The 14,930-nt window shown below is 35.8% G+C and carries 16 protein-coding genes; 15 read left to right on the top strand and 1 reads right to left on the bottom strand.

What is annotated here, in order from left to right; translation table 11 throughout:
• Positions 1-1,113 (top strand): homoserine O-acetyltransferase family protein, encoded by a 1,113-nt coding sequence (locus AC07N0_RS07700; RefSeq protein ID WP_494588714.1) that lies wholly within the window; start codon positions 1-3, stop codon positions 1,111-1,113.
• 111 nt (positions 1,114-1,224) lie between these two features.
• On the opposite strand, the gene AC07N0_RS07695 is transcribed toward AC07N0_RS07700, so the two are convergent.
• A complete protein-coding gene (locus tag AC07N0_RS07695) occupies positions 1,225-1,881 on the bottom strand; it encodes a phosphatase PAP2 family protein (RefSeq protein ID WP_494588713.1) in 657 nt (218 codons plus the stop codon).
• Positions 1,882-1,996: 115 nt separating this feature from the next.
• Here AC07N0_RS07695 and AC07N0_RS07690 point away from each other — a divergent pair, with 115 nt between their 5' ends.
• The 14 genes from AC07N0_RS07690 (at position 1,997) to AC07N0_RS07625 (ending at position 14,883) form a co-directional block, all read left to right on the top strand.
• Positions 1,997-2,626 (top strand): YceD family protein, encoded by a 630-nt coding sequence (locus tag AC07N0_RS07690; protein WP_492801963.1) that lies wholly within the window; start codon positions 1,997-1,999, stop codon positions 2,624-2,626.
• Positions 2,627-2,697: 71 nt separating this feature from the next.
• On the top strand, positions 2,698-2,892 hold the full coding sequence (gene rpmF, locus AC07N0_RS07685) for a 50S ribosomal protein L32 (protein ID WP_184129002.1): 195 nt from the start codon (positions 2,698-2,700) through the stop codon (positions 2,890-2,892).
• A 173-nt stretch (positions 2,893-3,065) separates the two neighbouring features.
• The gene (gene plsX, locus AC07N0_RS07680; RefSeq protein WP_309912726.1) at positions 3,066-4,004 is read left to right on the top strand and encodes a phosphate acyltransferase PlsX; all 939 of its coding nucleotides are present in this window, start codon (positions 3,066-3,068) and stop codon (positions 4,002-4,004) included.
• 85 nt (positions 4,005-4,089) lie between these two features.
• Positions 4,090-5,079, top strand: coding sequence for a beta-ketoacyl-ACP synthase III (locus AC07N0_RS07675; RefSeq protein WP_492801960.1), 990 nt, complete (start codon positions 4,090-4,092; stop codon positions 5,077-5,079).
• Positions 5,080-5,264: 185 nt separating this feature from the next.
• Entirely contained in the window at positions 5,265-5,828 is a 564-nt protein-coding gene (efp, locus tag AC07N0_RS07670; protein ID WP_492801958.1) for an elongation factor P, read from the top strand.
• A 19-nt stretch (positions 5,829-5,847) separates the two neighbouring features.
• Positions 5,848-6,327: an acetyl-CoA carboxylase biotin carboxyl carrier protein gene (gene accB / locus AC07N0_RS07665; RefSeq protein WP_492801956.1), complete on the top strand. Its 480-nt coding sequence runs from the start codon at positions 5,848-5,850 to the stop codon at positions 6,325-6,327.
• A 78-nt stretch (positions 6,328-6,405) separates the two neighbouring features.
• Positions 6,406-7,749 (top strand): acetyl-CoA carboxylase biotin carboxylase subunit, encoded by a 1,344-nt coding sequence (gene accC / locus AC07N0_RS07660; RefSeq protein ID WP_323251025.1) that lies wholly within the window; start codon positions 6,406-6,408, stop codon positions 7,747-7,749.
• Between the two features lie 164 nt (positions 7,750-7,913).
• Positions 7,914-10,424 carry a TonB-dependent receptor plug domain-containing protein gene (locus AC07N0_RS07655; protein ID WP_494588712.1) on the top strand — a complete coding sequence of 837 codons (2,511 nt, stop codon included), beginning with the start codon at positions 7,914-7,916 and terminating at the stop codon, positions 10,422-10,424.
• 113 nt (positions 10,425-10,537) lie between these two features.
• The gene (locus AC07N0_RS07650; protein WP_323251021.1) at positions 10,538-10,897 is read left to right on the top strand and encodes a hypothetical protein; all 360 of its coding nucleotides are present in this window, start codon (positions 10,538-10,540) and stop codon (positions 10,895-10,897) included.
• A gap of 108 nt (positions 10,898-11,005) precedes the next feature.
• Entirely contained in the window at positions 11,006-12,085 is a 1,080-nt protein-coding gene (gene atpB / locus AC07N0_RS07645; RefSeq protein WP_492801952.1) for a F0F1 ATP synthase subunit A, read from the top strand.
• Between the two features lie 51 nt (positions 12,086-12,136).
• Positions 12,137-12,382 carry an ATP synthase F0 subunit C gene (gene atpE / locus AC07N0_RS07640; protein WP_184129022.1) on the top strand — a complete coding sequence of 82 codons (246 nt, stop codon included), beginning with the start codon at positions 12,137-12,139 and terminating at the stop codon, positions 12,380-12,382.
• Between the two features lie 226 nt (positions 12,383-12,608).
• Positions 12,609-13,103 (top strand): F0F1 ATP synthase subunit B, encoded by a 495-nt coding sequence (gene atpF, locus AC07N0_RS07635; protein ID WP_492801950.1) that lies wholly within the window; start codon positions 12,609-12,611, stop codon positions 13,101-13,103.
• Positions 13,104-13,185: 82 nt separating this feature from the next.
• Positions 13,186-13,725 (top strand): ATP synthase F1 subunit delta, encoded by a 540-nt coding sequence (gene atpH, locus AC07N0_RS07630; protein ID WP_492801948.1) that lies wholly within the window; start codon positions 13,186-13,188, stop codon positions 13,723-13,725.
• A gap of 84 nt (positions 13,726-13,809) precedes the next feature.
• A complete protein-coding gene (locus AC07N0_RS07625) occupies positions 13,810-14,883 on the top strand; it encodes a CHC2 zinc finger domain-containing protein (RefSeq protein ID WP_492801946.1) in 1,074 nt (357 codons plus the stop codon).
• The last annotated feature ends 47 nt before the right edge of the window (positions 14,884-14,930 follow it).

Genomic DNA, 14,930 nt, shown 5'->3' with positions numbered 1-14,930 from the left:
ATGAGTATTGGTGCTCAAGTCTTTTATACATTGAATAATCTTTTTGAATATAATCAAGCCTTTAAACTAGAGGCAGGAGGTATTTTACCAGAAGTAACATTAGCTTATCAATCATTAGGTAAGATAAACGCTGATTGCTCTAATGTAATTTGGGTTTGTCATGCCTTTACGGGTAGTCATGATGTAGAAGATTGGTGGCAAGGGTTAGTAGGCAGAGGTAAGCTATTCGACCCTGATAAACATTTTATCATTTGTGTAAATGTATTAGGGTCACATTATGGCAGTACTGGTCCTCTTTCTATCAATCCAGCTACTGGCGAACCCTATTTCCATACCTTTCCTTTTATTACTATCCGCGATATTGTCAATTCTTTTGATTTACTTCGCGAGCATCTTGGAATTACTCGAATCAAAACGTGTATTGGCGGTTCTTTGGGTGGTCAACAATGTGTAGAATGGGCTATTTCTCAGCCTAATTTGATTGAAAACCTGATTTTGATTGCTACCAATGCGCAACATTCACCGTGGGGAATTGCCTTTAACGAATCGCAAAGGATGTCGATTGAAGTAGACCCGACTTGGAAAGAAAGTCACCCACAAGCAGGTATCGAAGGCATGAAAGCAGCCAGAGCTACCGCCTTGATTTCGTATAGAAATTATGAAACCTATGGCGTAACACAAGCCCGTAAAGATGAGTCTTTGGGCAAAGTGCATCGTGCGATGAGCTACCAACGTTATCAAGGAGAAAAACTAGCTCAGCGGTTTAATGCTTTTTCATATTATGTACTTTCACAGGTGATGGATTCGCAGGATGTGGGTCGTGGTAGAGGGGGAGCTATTCAGGCATTATCGCAGATTAAGGCTAAAACATTGGTAATGGGTATCAAATCTGACGCCCTTTTCCCAATTAATGAACAAGCCTTTTTGGCAAAACATATCCCTGGAGCTACTTTCCAAGCCTTAGATTCGCTTTATGGTCACGATGGTTTTTTGATAGAAAGTCAATTAATTACTAAAGCTATTAAACTATGGCAGAAGTTTGTTAAACTAGATGTCAACCCGATGTATGACTTCTTTAAGAAATTGGAAAGGAAGAATTTGATAGAACAATAGCTAGTAGCTGTAAGCTTTGAGCAATGAGTTTTGAGCTGTCTTTTACTATAATTTAAATGGTTCAATCACTAAATCACTCATTCATTAAATCGCTCAATTCCTCAAAAGAAGTTAGGGTTTCTTTTGAGGAATCAGTCTTCTTCTATGCCAGTCTTTGGGATTATTCTCAAGCATTTTATTAACCAATATATACACTACCATACTACTAACTGTTCCTACGACAGAGCCCGCCAAAACATCTTCAGGAAAATGTTGGAAAAGATAACATCTTGAATAACCTGCCAAACAAGCCAGTAATAAAAAGAAAACAGACCATTTTTTGTTAACCAGAAAAATAGTCAGTAAGGTAAAAACTGCAAAGGCAGTGGTGGTATGCCCAGAAGGAAAACTTAGGTGAATATTAATTTTTACGCCATCAACAAAATACCATTTTATCTGCTTATCCGCAAAAAAAGCCATGGGACGGAGGTTATCAAAACTAAGTTTTAATAAAAACGAAACTAGAGAGCTTAAACCCAAAGAAGCCGTTAGCATCAGTGCTTTATCATAACTAACAAATAAATAACCTAGAATGATAGCCACAAAAAACCATCCTTCACCCAATTGTGTAGCCATTACAAAAAAGGAGTCTGCCCACAAAGCATTATATCGGTTAATCAACACCATTTGGTCAAATTTGTTGGTATTAAGCACCCATACAAGCCCTATAAGCCATACAACGATATACAAGCCAAAATATAAAGGATTGTTTTTTATAATCTGTTTCATAGAGCAAAGGTCGTTATCCAAAAGATATTTGGCAATAAGTACTTGTAATATTTTGTTCAATACTTGTCATTGTAAAAAATAGTCCCTAATTTTGCAGTCTTTTCGATGAAACCAAGTGAATAAGAGCGTATTAAATACATTTAAGATTGACATCTTCCGCCTTGAAAACAAGCATTATGTGCATGAATTTGAGGGAGGTGATGACTTTTTTGTGGCATTAGAGCAAGATTTAATCGAAAAAGGGAATTTTAAAGCTACCGTTACTTTAGATAAATCGGAAGTAATGATTCAATTATTGTATCATATTGTAGGTTCTGTAGAACTCACTTGTGACCGTAGCTTGGATACTTTTGATTTCCCTATTGATATTACTCAGAAAATGATTTTAAAGTTTTCTGACCACACCGAAGAGATTACCGATGAGTTGATGTTGATTGATAGAAATACACAGTATATCAACGTAGCTCAAGATATTTATGAATTCATTGGCTTGCAGATTCCAATGAAAAAGCTTCATCCCCGTTTTCAAGTTGAAGAACAAACATTTTTATCAAGTTTAGATGATGATGATTTAGACGAAGACTTTGAAGATTCAATTTGGGAAGATGATGACGAGGGAGAAATTGTTTATTCTACTTCAACAGGAGATTCAGATGATGATGACGACGATGAAGAAAAAACAAACGAAGATGAACCCGAAATAGACCCACGCTGGGCTATTTTAAAGAAATTGAATAATAATTAATAATTTAGCCACCATACTGGCAAATTACGTTTTTAGATAAATAAAGAATAACATAATAAAGAAATAAGCAAATGGCACATCCTAAACGCAGACACTCGACAACTCGTAGAGATAAAAGACGTTCACACGATTTTGGAACTCCAAAAACAATCACTACAGATCCAACAACTGGAGAAATTCACTTACGTCACCGTGCTCACGTATTTGAAGGAAATTTATTTTACAAAGGTAAAATGGTTGTAGAAGGTTATGCTGTTCAAGCATAATTAATTGATTTTGGCAATTGTCTATCTCTTAATGTGCTGAATATCAACATTCAAGCGAAGAATTGACAAAAAACTATCAGTTTTCAAAACTATTTTCAAACAAAAACGCTGTTTCACACTTCATAAAATGTTATTTTTGTCATTCCGTTAGTGAATAACCAAATAATAATTGAATGAAGATAGGGATTGATGCAATGGGTGGAGATTTCGCCCCAAAAGCTATCGTTGAAGGAATAGTATTGGCAGCTCAAGAATTACCTGCTGGTGTAACCATCGTTTTGATTGGTCAGACGGCAGCAATTCAGCAGATAATTGATAACCAAAATTTTACGGGTTCTAACATTGAAATTGTGGAAGCAAATGAAACAATAGAAATGGGTGAACATCCTGTAAGAGCATTACAGTCTAAACCCAATTCCAGTATCGGAGTTGGGTTTAAACTTTTAAAGACAGGAGCAATTGATGTCTTTGCTTCTGCGGGCAACACAGGGGCAATGATGGTAGGTTCGTTGTTTTCTATCAAAACAATAGAAGGTATTCAACGCCCTCCTATTGCTGGTTTTGCACCACAGATAGACGGCAATTTGGCCGTAATTCTTGATATTGGTGCCAATGCTGATGTTAAACCTGAGATGTTAGCACAGTTTGGTCTTTTAGGTTCTATTTATGCTAAAGCAACGATGGGGATTGAATCGCCCAGAGTAGCTTTGATGAACATCGGTGAGGAACCAGAAAAAGGTTCGGTTATCGTTCAGCAAGCCTATAAGTTACTCCAAGAAGAAAGAAAAATAAACTTCATTGGTAACATTGAAGGCAAAGACTTTTTCAAGGCAAAAGCCGATGTTATTGTAACAGATGGTTTTACAGGTAATATTCTCTTGAAAATGGGAGAATCTCTATACGGAATTTTGTCTGAAAGAGGAATTAAAGACGACTTCATAGACCAAACAAATTATGAAGCCGTTGGGGGTAGCCCGATTATTGGCGTAAACGGAAACGTTGTTATAGCACATGGTTCTTCGTCGGCACTTGCCACCAAAAACATGGTTCATCTTTGTCATCGCATCGTTGAATCTAAGCTAACTGAAAAAATAAAAAAAGCGTTTGCTTAAAGTAATAAGAATGAGCGAATAAAGATTTTGGATAATCTAAGTTGATTTTCAAATATTTTATTATTCGAGCATTTCCCATATAACCATGACCAAAATCACTGCAGCAATTACCGGAGTACAAGGTTATGTACCCGAAGATATATTGACCAACGCTGACCTTGCAAAATTTGTTGATACCACTGATGAATGGATAGTAAGCCGAACGGGCATTAAAACACGTCATATTCTACGTGGAGAAGGAAAAGGTACATCTGTAATGGCAATAGAGGCAGTTAAGGGTTTATTAGCCAAAACAAACACTAAGCCAGAGGAAATTGATTTATTAATTTGTGCTACTATCTCTCCTGATCATTTTTTCCCAGCTACTGCTAATATTATTTGTGAGGCAGTAGGCATACCTCATGTTGGTTCTTATGACCTAGCAGCTGCTTGTTCTGGCTTTTTAAATGCCCTTGTTACGGGTGCTATGTTTATTGAAGCGGGCAGATACAAAAAAGTAGTAGTAGTGGGTGCAGATAAGATGTCTTCCATTGTTGATTATACTGACAGAACTACTTGTGTACTATTTGGCGATGGCGCTGGTGCTGTTTTATTAGAAGCTAATACAGAGGGCTTGGGTATTCAAGATTTTATATTGAAGTCTGATGGGTCAGGAGCTAACCACTTAATCCAAAAGGCTGGTGGAAGTGCTTACCCTCCTACTCACGAAACAATTGACCAACGTCAACATTATATTCATCAAGAAGGTCCAGCTGTATTTAAATTTGCCGTCACTAGAATGGCCGATGTTTCAGCTGAAATTATGGAACGTAATCAGCTTACTGGTGAAGATGTCGCTTTCTTAGTGCCTCATCAAGCTAATAAAAGGATTATTGATGCTACGGCAAACCGTATGGGGATAGGACCAGACAAAGTAATGTTGACTATCCAAAAATATGGTAATACCACAGCCGCTACAATTCCTTTATGTTTGTGGGATTATGAATCTCAATTAAAAAAAGGAGATAATTTAGTATTAGCAGCATTCGGTGGAGGATTTACTTGGGGAAGTATCTATCTGAAATGGGCATATTAAGCCTAAATTGACCACTATGTACCTCGCAAAATTTCTAGTATTTATTTATTTTACTATTTATCAATAAAAGATTAATTTTGCAGATACTTTATTCATAGTAACAAAATTTATTTAAAATAATAATAGCGATATTGCTGAGATGATTACCTGTACTGATAATCATTGTTTTAATATCAATAATAAAAATGGCAAATACTGCAGACATCAAAAACGGTTTAGTAATTAAATTCAATAATGATTTATTTTCAATTATTGAATTCTTGCACGTGAAACCAGGTAAAGGACCTGCTTTTGTAAGAACAAAATTGAAATCATTGACTTCTGGAAAAGTTATTGATAATACCTTCAACTCAGGCGTAAATATCTACCCTGTTCGTGTTGAACGTAGAGTATTCCAATATCTTTATGCTGAAGAGTTTGGTTTTACTTTCATGGATAACATCACTTTCGAACAAATCACCCTTAATAAAGAAATGGTTGAAGCTGCCGACTTGATGAAAGAAGGCCAAGAAGTTGAGATTTTAATTAACGCCGAAACTGAATTGCCTATCTCTTGCGAAATGCCTCCATTTGTTGAGTTAACAGTAACTTATACTGAACCAGGTATCAAAGGAGACACAGCTAACTCGCCGAAAAAACCAGCTACAGTAGAAACTGGAGCAACTATTATCGTACCATTATTCATCCAAACAGACGAAAAAATTAAAGTTGATACTCGTACATACGAGTACGCTGAAAGAGTAAAGTAATCCCTATAACAGTCCTAACATGGAAAATAAAGAAATTCAGAAACTCCTTGATTTTATTGCACAATCAACCCTTGATGAAGTAAATATCGAAACTTCGGAGTTAAAATTATCTGTTAAACGTTATGGTGCAGCACCAGTAATTCAGCAAGTAGCAGCTCCACAAGTTGCGGCTGCTCCAGTGGCGGCTCCTGCAACATCAGCGGCGGCAGCTCCTGCGGCACCAGCTACTCCTGCGGCAGCTCCAGTAGTTCATGCCAATAGAGTTACTATCAAATCACCAATGATTGGAACGTTCTATCGTTCTTCTGGCCCAGATTCACCAGTTTTTGTTGAAATCGGCAAAGAAATCACAAAAGGTAAAACCGTTTGTATCATTGAAGCAATGAAATTATTCAACGAAATTGAATCTGAGATTTCAGGTAAAGTTGTTGAAATCTTGGTTGAAAATGCAACGCCAGTTGAATTTGACCAACCATTATTTGTTGTAGAACTGGCTTAATTTGAAGATAGAATAATTTGCTAAACCTTTAGTTATCAAATTATAAATTCTCAAGTTTTCAAATGCTCAAATTGAATCATGTTTAAAAAAATATTAATTGCCAACCGAGGTGAGATTGCTCTTCGCATCATCAGGACTTGTAAAGAAATGGGCATTAAAACGGTAGCTGTTTATTCAACTGCCGATCGTGAAAGCCTTCACGTAAAATTTGCTGATGAAGCCGTTTGTATAGGCCCACCACCAAGTCGTCAATCTTATTTAAATATTCCTGCTATTATTTCTGCTGCCGAAGTTACTGGTGCAGATGCGATACATCCAGGATATGGGTTTTTATCTGAAAATGCTGAATTTTCAAGAATTTGTGCTGAATATGGTATCAAATTTATTGGAGCTACCGCCGATCAAATCAATTCGATGGGTGATAAAGCAACAGCTAAAGACACTATGAAAAAATCAGGCGTTCCTGTAATTCCTGGTTCAGATGGATTGATTGATACGGTAGAAGAAGCAAAAGCTTTAGCGAAAGACATCAAATACCCTGTTATCATCAAAGCAACTGCTGGTGGTGGTGGCCGTGGTATGAGAATCATCCGCAAAGAAGAAGAATTTGATAAATTATGGACAGATGCAAAAACTGAATCAGCGGCAGCATTTGGGAACGATGGGCTTTACATGGAAAAATATGTAGAGGAACCACGCCATATTGAAATTCAAATTGTTGGAGACCAATTCGGTACAGTTTGTCACTTATCAGAACGTGACTGCTCTATCCAACGTCGTCACCAAAAATTGTGTGAAGAAACGCCTTCACCTGCCCTTTCGCCTGAGCTAAGAGCTAAAATGGGTGAAGCTGCCATCAAAGGTGCTTCGGCTATTGGTTACGAAGGAGCTGGTACAATCGAATTTTTACTTGACAAACACGGAGATTTTTATTTCATGGAAATGAATACACGTATCCAAGTAGAACACCCGATTACTGAAGAAGTTACTGATTTTGACTTAATCAAAGAACAAATAAAAGTAGCAGCGGGCGAACCTATTTCAGGGCAAAACTATTTCCCTAAATTGTTTGCTTTAGAATGCCGTATTAATGCTGAAGACCCGAAAAACGGCTTCCGTCCGTCTCCAGGGAAAATCACTAACCTTCACCTTCCAGGTGGTCGTGGTGTGAGAATCGACAGCCACGTGTATTCTGGCTATACTATTCCACCAAACTACGATTCAATGATTGCGAAAGTAATCGTATCGGGACAAACCCGTGAAGAAGTTTTGCTTCGTATGAAACGTGCTTTGCAAGAATTTGTGATTGAAGGAATTAAAACTACTATTCCATTCCATATTAAATTAATGGATGACGAACGTTTTAAATCTGGAAATTTCACCACTGCCTTCATGGACGGTTTCGACCTTACAACGTTGTAGTGTTAAAGCAATATAAAAAAGATGACCTCAGTTTTAATTAATTGGGGTCATCTTTTTTTTATACGTCATTAAACCCCACCTATCACAAAATAATTGTGTTTGTAAAGACCAACTAAGATATTTGAATCGTTTAAAAGGTATTACAACAAAACCCACCTAAACGCATGAATCGCAAGCTATTTACTTTTCTATCTATCACACTCTTTATCACCTCTGCCTTTACTTTTATGGAAGATGGAGACGACTTTATTCAAAAATTAGTCGCCAAATTCGAGAAATTCCATCATGAAAACCCACAAGAAAAAGTTTATTTGCACCTTGACAAGCCTTATTACTTAGCAGGTGAAACCATTTGGTTCAAGGGCTACTTGTTTGATGCTACTTATCATAGAATAGATTCTGTCAGCAGAGTGTTGTATGTTGACTTAATAGATGAGTCAAAAGGCAAAATTATTGCACAGCGTACTTTAAAATCTGATGGTTCAACCTTTGGTGATATTCTTATTCCTGATTCTTTAGCAGAAGGAAGTTATCAAATCAGGGCTTATACCAATTATATGAGAAATTTCTCAGAAGAGTTTTTTTTCAGGCAAGAAATAAAAATTTGGGAAGGTGCTTCAAAAAACAAACTGACCGAAACCACAGGAAACAAATTACAGGAAGTTGCTGATTTACAATTTTTTCCAGAAGGCGGAAATTTAGTGGTGGGTCTTCAAACGCGAGTAGGTTTCAAGGCTGTAAATATTGCAGGAAAAGGAGTAGAACACGAAGGGTTTGTACTAAGCAGTACTAAAGACACCGCTGCTGCCTTCAATTCTGAACATTTAGGAATGGGATATTTTAACTTTACGCCTGAAAATTTAGAAACCTATACGGCATACGTCAAACAAAAAGATGGTACATTAAAGTCTTTTGTTTTACCTACAGCCTATCAACAAGGCTACACGATGGCGATAGATAATGTTTCTAACAAAGAAAAGATAAAAGTTTTTATCTCTAATAGTACTCCCACCCCTGTCGATAAAGCCAAGGATATTGTCATTATAGCACAACAAAGAGGACAAATTTGTTTTGTGGCGAAGGGTTCTGAAAAACTAAAATCTTTTGGCGTAAGCATTCCTAAAGAAAAAATTCCAGATGATGGTATTATACAAATTACAATGTTCGATGCAAAAGGCGAACCAAGATGTGAACGCCTTGTTTTTGTACAGCAAGACAAACAGATAAATTTAAAAGTTAGTACAGATAAGGCAATTTATAAAAACAGAGAAAAAGTAACGCTGAATCTGGAAGCTACTGATAAAACAGGGAAGCCAGTAAAAGGTGATTTTTCAGTGGCCGTAACTGATGCTAGCCAAGTAATTCCTGATGCATTTCAAGGTAATTTATTAACATATTTATTGTTGAGTTCAGATGTTGCTGAGAAAAAAACAGGCGAATATTATTCAAGTATAAAAGGTAATATAGAACAGCCTGCCTACTATTTTGAATCTAACAATGAGAATGCCGCTAGACATTTAGATATATTGATGTTAACACAAGGCTGGAGGCGATTTATATGGAAGGATATTCTTGAAAATAAAAGACCTAATTTTCAGCATATCTTAGAAACGGGATTGAGTGTAACAGGAAAAGCATTACGTCCAAATGGCAAGCCTGCTAATAATGTAAGCTTGACATTGATGTTGAAAACGCAAAAAGAAAATCCTCAGATTTTAATGGGAAGTGCAGATTCTTTAGGAAACTATGCTTTTTATGGCATTGATTTTAATGATAGCACGCAAGTTTTTGTACAAGGCATGAAAGATAAAGGAAGTAAGAACCTTCAGGTATCTATAGACCCACAACAAAGTCCGCCTAAAGTACAGATTATAAGAACGCCTTTTAATCCTATTGAATTTGATGCCAAAGAACTTGCTGATTTCTTGAAAAAAGCGAAGGATGCTATTGAACTAGAGAAGAAATTTAAACTTGATAAAGTTCAGATGTTAGACGAAGTGGTAGTGAAAGCTAAAAAAGAAACGCCACAGGATTCTCGTAAAATTTATGGTAGGGCTAGTAATACCATCAAGGTTGATAATATTTTATGTGCTGGTGCTACCAACGTGTTACAAATGCTACAAGGGAGAGTAGCAGGCGTACAAATTTCGCCTGATGGTAATGGAGGATATAGTGTAGTAATCAGAGGCATGGGCTCTATAAACGCAAGTAACGACCCACTTGTTGTTTTAGATGGGATGGCGACAACTATAGATGCTTTAACAGGTATTAATCCTTGTGATGTAGATGAAATTGATATTTTAAAAGGGGCAGATGCTGCTATTTTTGGATCACGAGCTGGCAATGGCGTAATATCCGTTTTAACAAAAAGAGGTGGAGCAAACTATGATTATTCAAAAGACCCTGCATTAGGAGTTGCTCTTCAAAAGCGTTTTGGCTATCATGTAGCTCGCGAATTCTATGCGCCTAAATATGATGTGGATAAACCAGAAAATGTTCGTCCAGATTTTCGCTCTACACTCCATTGGGCTCCTAATGTTCAAACGGATTCAACAGGGAAAGCTACCTTAACTTACTGGAACACAGATGCAAAGACAAGTATCAACATTGTGGTAGAAGGAACAGCATTTAGTGGAGGCATTGGTATCGCTAAAAATACTTATCAAGTAAAATAAAGATTAGCTTAAAAAATAAAAAAGCTACTTAACGTATTTCGTTGAGTAGCTTTTTTTATGATTCTCCTTTTCTGAAAGTTAGTCTTTGCCTACCTTTGCAAAAATTATTGATTATGCTTAGAATCATTATCCTAACGATTGTCTTGGGTTTGGTATTTTATTTTTCGCCACAAATAGGACTTTCCCAATATCTTCATTCTTATAAATGGATAATATTGGCTTTCTTTTTTGCGGTTTCTTACCTGAATCATCTGCTGGCTCAAATGGGGTTTGCTAACAATCGCGAGCACTTTGTGCAATTCTATTTAGGTGGTATTGTAACAAGGTTAATTCTAAGTCTGATTTTCGTTGGCGTAATTGCTTATATGGGTACAAAAGACATCTATATCTTTATTACCAATTTTTTTGTACTCTATTTATGTTACACAGGGTTTGAAATTTACGGATTGTATCGTAACTTGCGACACTTTTAGAGGTGAATCAATTAGTTTTATTTATAAAGTATTGATTATCACCAACCAAGAGTAAAGATTATTATTAAGAATATTCAAAAAACAACCATATACTTCCAAGAAGCCGTGATGAAGAAAGTGTATTTTTCAAATATTTTAGCTTTTTTATTTTTGTTCTCTTCAGTAACTTTTGCTCAGCATGAGCATAGTGCTGATACAACAGCTACGCCTACTACTGAAACTAGCACAGAAGCCGTAGAAGGCAAGCATGAAGAAAGCCATGGCGAAGCGAAATTCGAGCCAGGTAAACTTATCCTTGAACACATTGGTGACGAACACGAATGGCACTTTGCTACTATTGGACATTCACATGTTTCAATCCCTTTACCTTGTATCGTTTTTAATAAAGGTGGAGTAAAGGTATTCTCTTCAAGTAAGTTCAAAAATGAACACCATGAGCTTGTTTCTTACGAAGGACTAAAATTAGAACATCACCATATTGTTGCCGAAGATGGTTCTCCAGTTTTTGATTTTTCAATCACTAAAAACGTAGCATCATTATTATTAAGCGCTGTGCTTTTATTGACTATTTTCTTCTCAGTAGCCAAAGGTTATAAAGAACGTGAAGGAAAAGCGCCGAAAGGTTTACAGTCGTTATTAGAACCAATCATTATTTTTGTTCGTGACGAAATCGCAAAAAATAACATTGGTGAAAAACATTACAGACGCTTTACGCCATACTTATTAACATTGTTTTTCTTTATCTGGATTAACAACCTTTTAGGATTATTACCAGGTGGTGCCAACTTAACTGGTAACATCGCAGTAACATTAGTTTTAGCAGTAATTGCTTTCTTTGTAACTAACCTTAACGGAAGAAGTACTTATTGGGGACACATCTTTGCTATGCCGGGCGTACCGAAATGGTTATTAATTTTATTAACACCCGTAGAAGTTATCGGTTTGTTCATGAAACCTTTCTCTTTAATGGTTCGTCTTTTTGCTAACATCAGTGCAGGACACATCATTTTATTGAGCTTAATTTCATTAATTTTTATCTTTGAAAGTATCGCAATTAGCCCAATCATCGTTGGTTTCTCTATTTTCATGAACCTTATCGAATTATTGGTAGCTTTATTACAAGCATATATCTTCACCATGTTGACATCAACTTACATTGGTTCAGCCGTTGAAGAGCACCATCATTAATATTTTTTCAAACGTTTTTCAAATTAATTTAACAAATAAACAATTACAATTATGTCACTTTTGTCAATCTTAGGAGAAGTTTCTTTAGGTTTAGGTCTTGCTGGTTTAGGTGCTGGTGTTGCAGCTATCGGTGCTGGTTTAGGTATTGGTCGTATCGGTGGTTCTGCAATGGAAGCTATCGCTCGTCAACCTGAAGCTTCTGGAAAAATCCAAGGTGCTATGTTGATCGTTGCAGCATTCGTAGAAGCCGTAGCTCTTTTCGCAGCGGTAATCTGTTTGTTGGTAACATTGAAGTAATTCAAGACCAACTGATTAGTATTCATGTCTGAAAAAATTAGTTTTTTGGTAGCTGAATCTTAATCAAAAGCAAAATTTGAAAATCAGCAAGTAAAGCATTAGGCTATTGCTGATTTTCATCTTAAAAAATATCAAATGTGCACTATACATTCTCTAAGTCAGAAAGTTAGTTTACGTTTTTAGAAAGCATTCATAGAAATTTTCACATACAAAATCACAGACAACGATGGATTTAATTACCCCTGGTCTTGGTCTAATAGTTTGGCAATTAGTAATTTTTGGTCTTTTATTTTTCTTGTTATCAAAATTTGCTTGGAAACCAATCATGGCATCTTTACAAGAAAGAGAACAATCAATTGAAGATGCTCTTTCTTTAGCAGCAAAAACTCGCCAAGAAATGGCGGAATTGAAAGCTGGTAATGAAAAACTAATCGCAGAAGCACGTGCTGAGCGTGACAGAGTTTTAAAAGAAGCTAAAGAAGCTAGCGAAGCAATGATTGTACAAGCTAGAGCTGAAGCTCAGAAAGCTGGTGCAGAAGAAATCGAGAAAGCTCGTGCTGCCTTCAACCAAGAGAAAGTAAGTGCTGTGGCTTCATTAAGAAAAGAGGCTGCTACTTTATCACTTGAAATTGCAGAAAAAGTATTACGTACTCAGTTAGCTGACCGTGCTGCTCAAGAAGCTTTGGTAAATACTTTGTTAGCTGATGCTAAATTAAACTAATATCGATTAGTTGATATTACGATTTGAATAAAGAAGGAGGATACTTATTATCTAAATTCAACATCAAAAATCCAAAATTAAAATGTCCCAGCAAACCGTTGCATTCAGATATGCCAAATCTTTGCTTGATTTGGCGATAGAAAAAAACGTTGAAGCTCAGGTATATGAAGACATGAAACTCTTCAACCAAGTCTGCGACGAAAACCATCAGTTTTACTTACTGTTGAAAAATCCTATCGTATCTCATTATCATAAATTGACGATACTTAGAAAAATTTTCAAAGGTAAAGTACATGATTCAACGATGTCTATTTTTGAAATCATTACTCAAAAAAATCGTGAGTCAGTATTAAAACTAATTGCTGAAGATTACCTTATTCAATATGAATTATACAAAGGTATTCAGAAAGCTTATGTTACTACAGCTACTCCACTGACAGAAGCACAAAAAGCTGAATTCCAGCAGATTGTTGCTAATACAACTGGAAAAGATGTAGAAATCATTGAGAAAATTGAAGAAGATTTGATTGGTGGATATATCCTTCAAGTAAACGATCGTCAGATTGATACTTCTGTAAAATCAAAACTTAATGAATTGAAAATGAGATTTAGTAATAACTAATTATCATTGATAAATATATTAACTAAGAGCCCGTTAGAACTTATTCTTACGGGTTTTTTGTTTTAAAAAAGAATCATATTTCTCATGAACATTTTAGACGAGCTTAACCAAATATCTATTTTGCAAATAGCAGAAGATTTAGGACTTGACGTTAAGCGACAGCGGATGATTTGTCCATTTCATGATGATGATACGCCATCGTTGGTGCTATATCCACATACCAATAGTTTTTATTGTTTTGGTTGTGCCAAAACTGGCAATAGCATTAGTTTGTATTCAGAAATCAAGAAAATGGATATAAAATCTACCATTCAAGAAATGGCAGTAGAATATATTCCAGGTTTTGAAAAGCATTCAACATACACCAAGAAAAAACTACCTACTAGCAATTTGTTTGATGTTGCCGCCATCAGACGAGTACAAGAAAAAGAAAAGCCAACCGAAGAAATACATTCTCAGATTTATGAAGCTTTTCGTAATTTTTGTTTGCAACAAAAATCAAATGAATTGTCTCAATCAGCTCTTGCATATTTAAAACATCGTGGGTTTACTGATAAAACCATTAAAGATTTTAATCTGTTTGTCATTAAAGATTATACCGAAGTAACTTGGTATTTAAAACAACATTTCGCAACCCTCGACCTACAAGAATCAGGGCTATATAATACAAAAAACAACCTTATTTTTTACGCCCATTCATTAATCATTCCTTATTATCGCGAAGGTCGAATTGTTTATTTACAAGGTCGTGTGGTTGATAAACCTATTGAAGGTACGAATCGATATTGTTTTTTGAATAATAAGCCTTTAACGCTCTTTAATGCCGATACATTAAAGAAAACTAGAACAGGCGAAACGGTATATATTACAGAAGGAGCTTTCGACTGTATGCGATTGGTGCAGGAAGGCAAAACAGCAGTTAGTTTAGGAACAGCTAATATCTTCAAAAAAGAATGGGCAAAATTATTTAAAAGAGTGAACGTAGTTTTTTATTTAGATAACGACAAAGCAGGTCATAAGGCAGCAGAGGAATTAGAGAAGATTTTTACACATTTTAATATCTCTTGTACTAGAAAAAATCTTCCAGATGAATATAAAGATGTAAATGATTATTATACTGGAAAATTGGGGAGTAATGAGCAGTTGGGAATGTTTTAAATCGAATTTTCTATTATAAAACAAAAACCGAGATTCTCTTCAAAAGG

Source organism: Arcicella sp. GW821-FHT09D11 (assembly GCF_059416265.1).
Note: the sequence above shows the minus strand (reverse complement) of the source record. Positions and strands in the feature narration are given on the sequence as shown.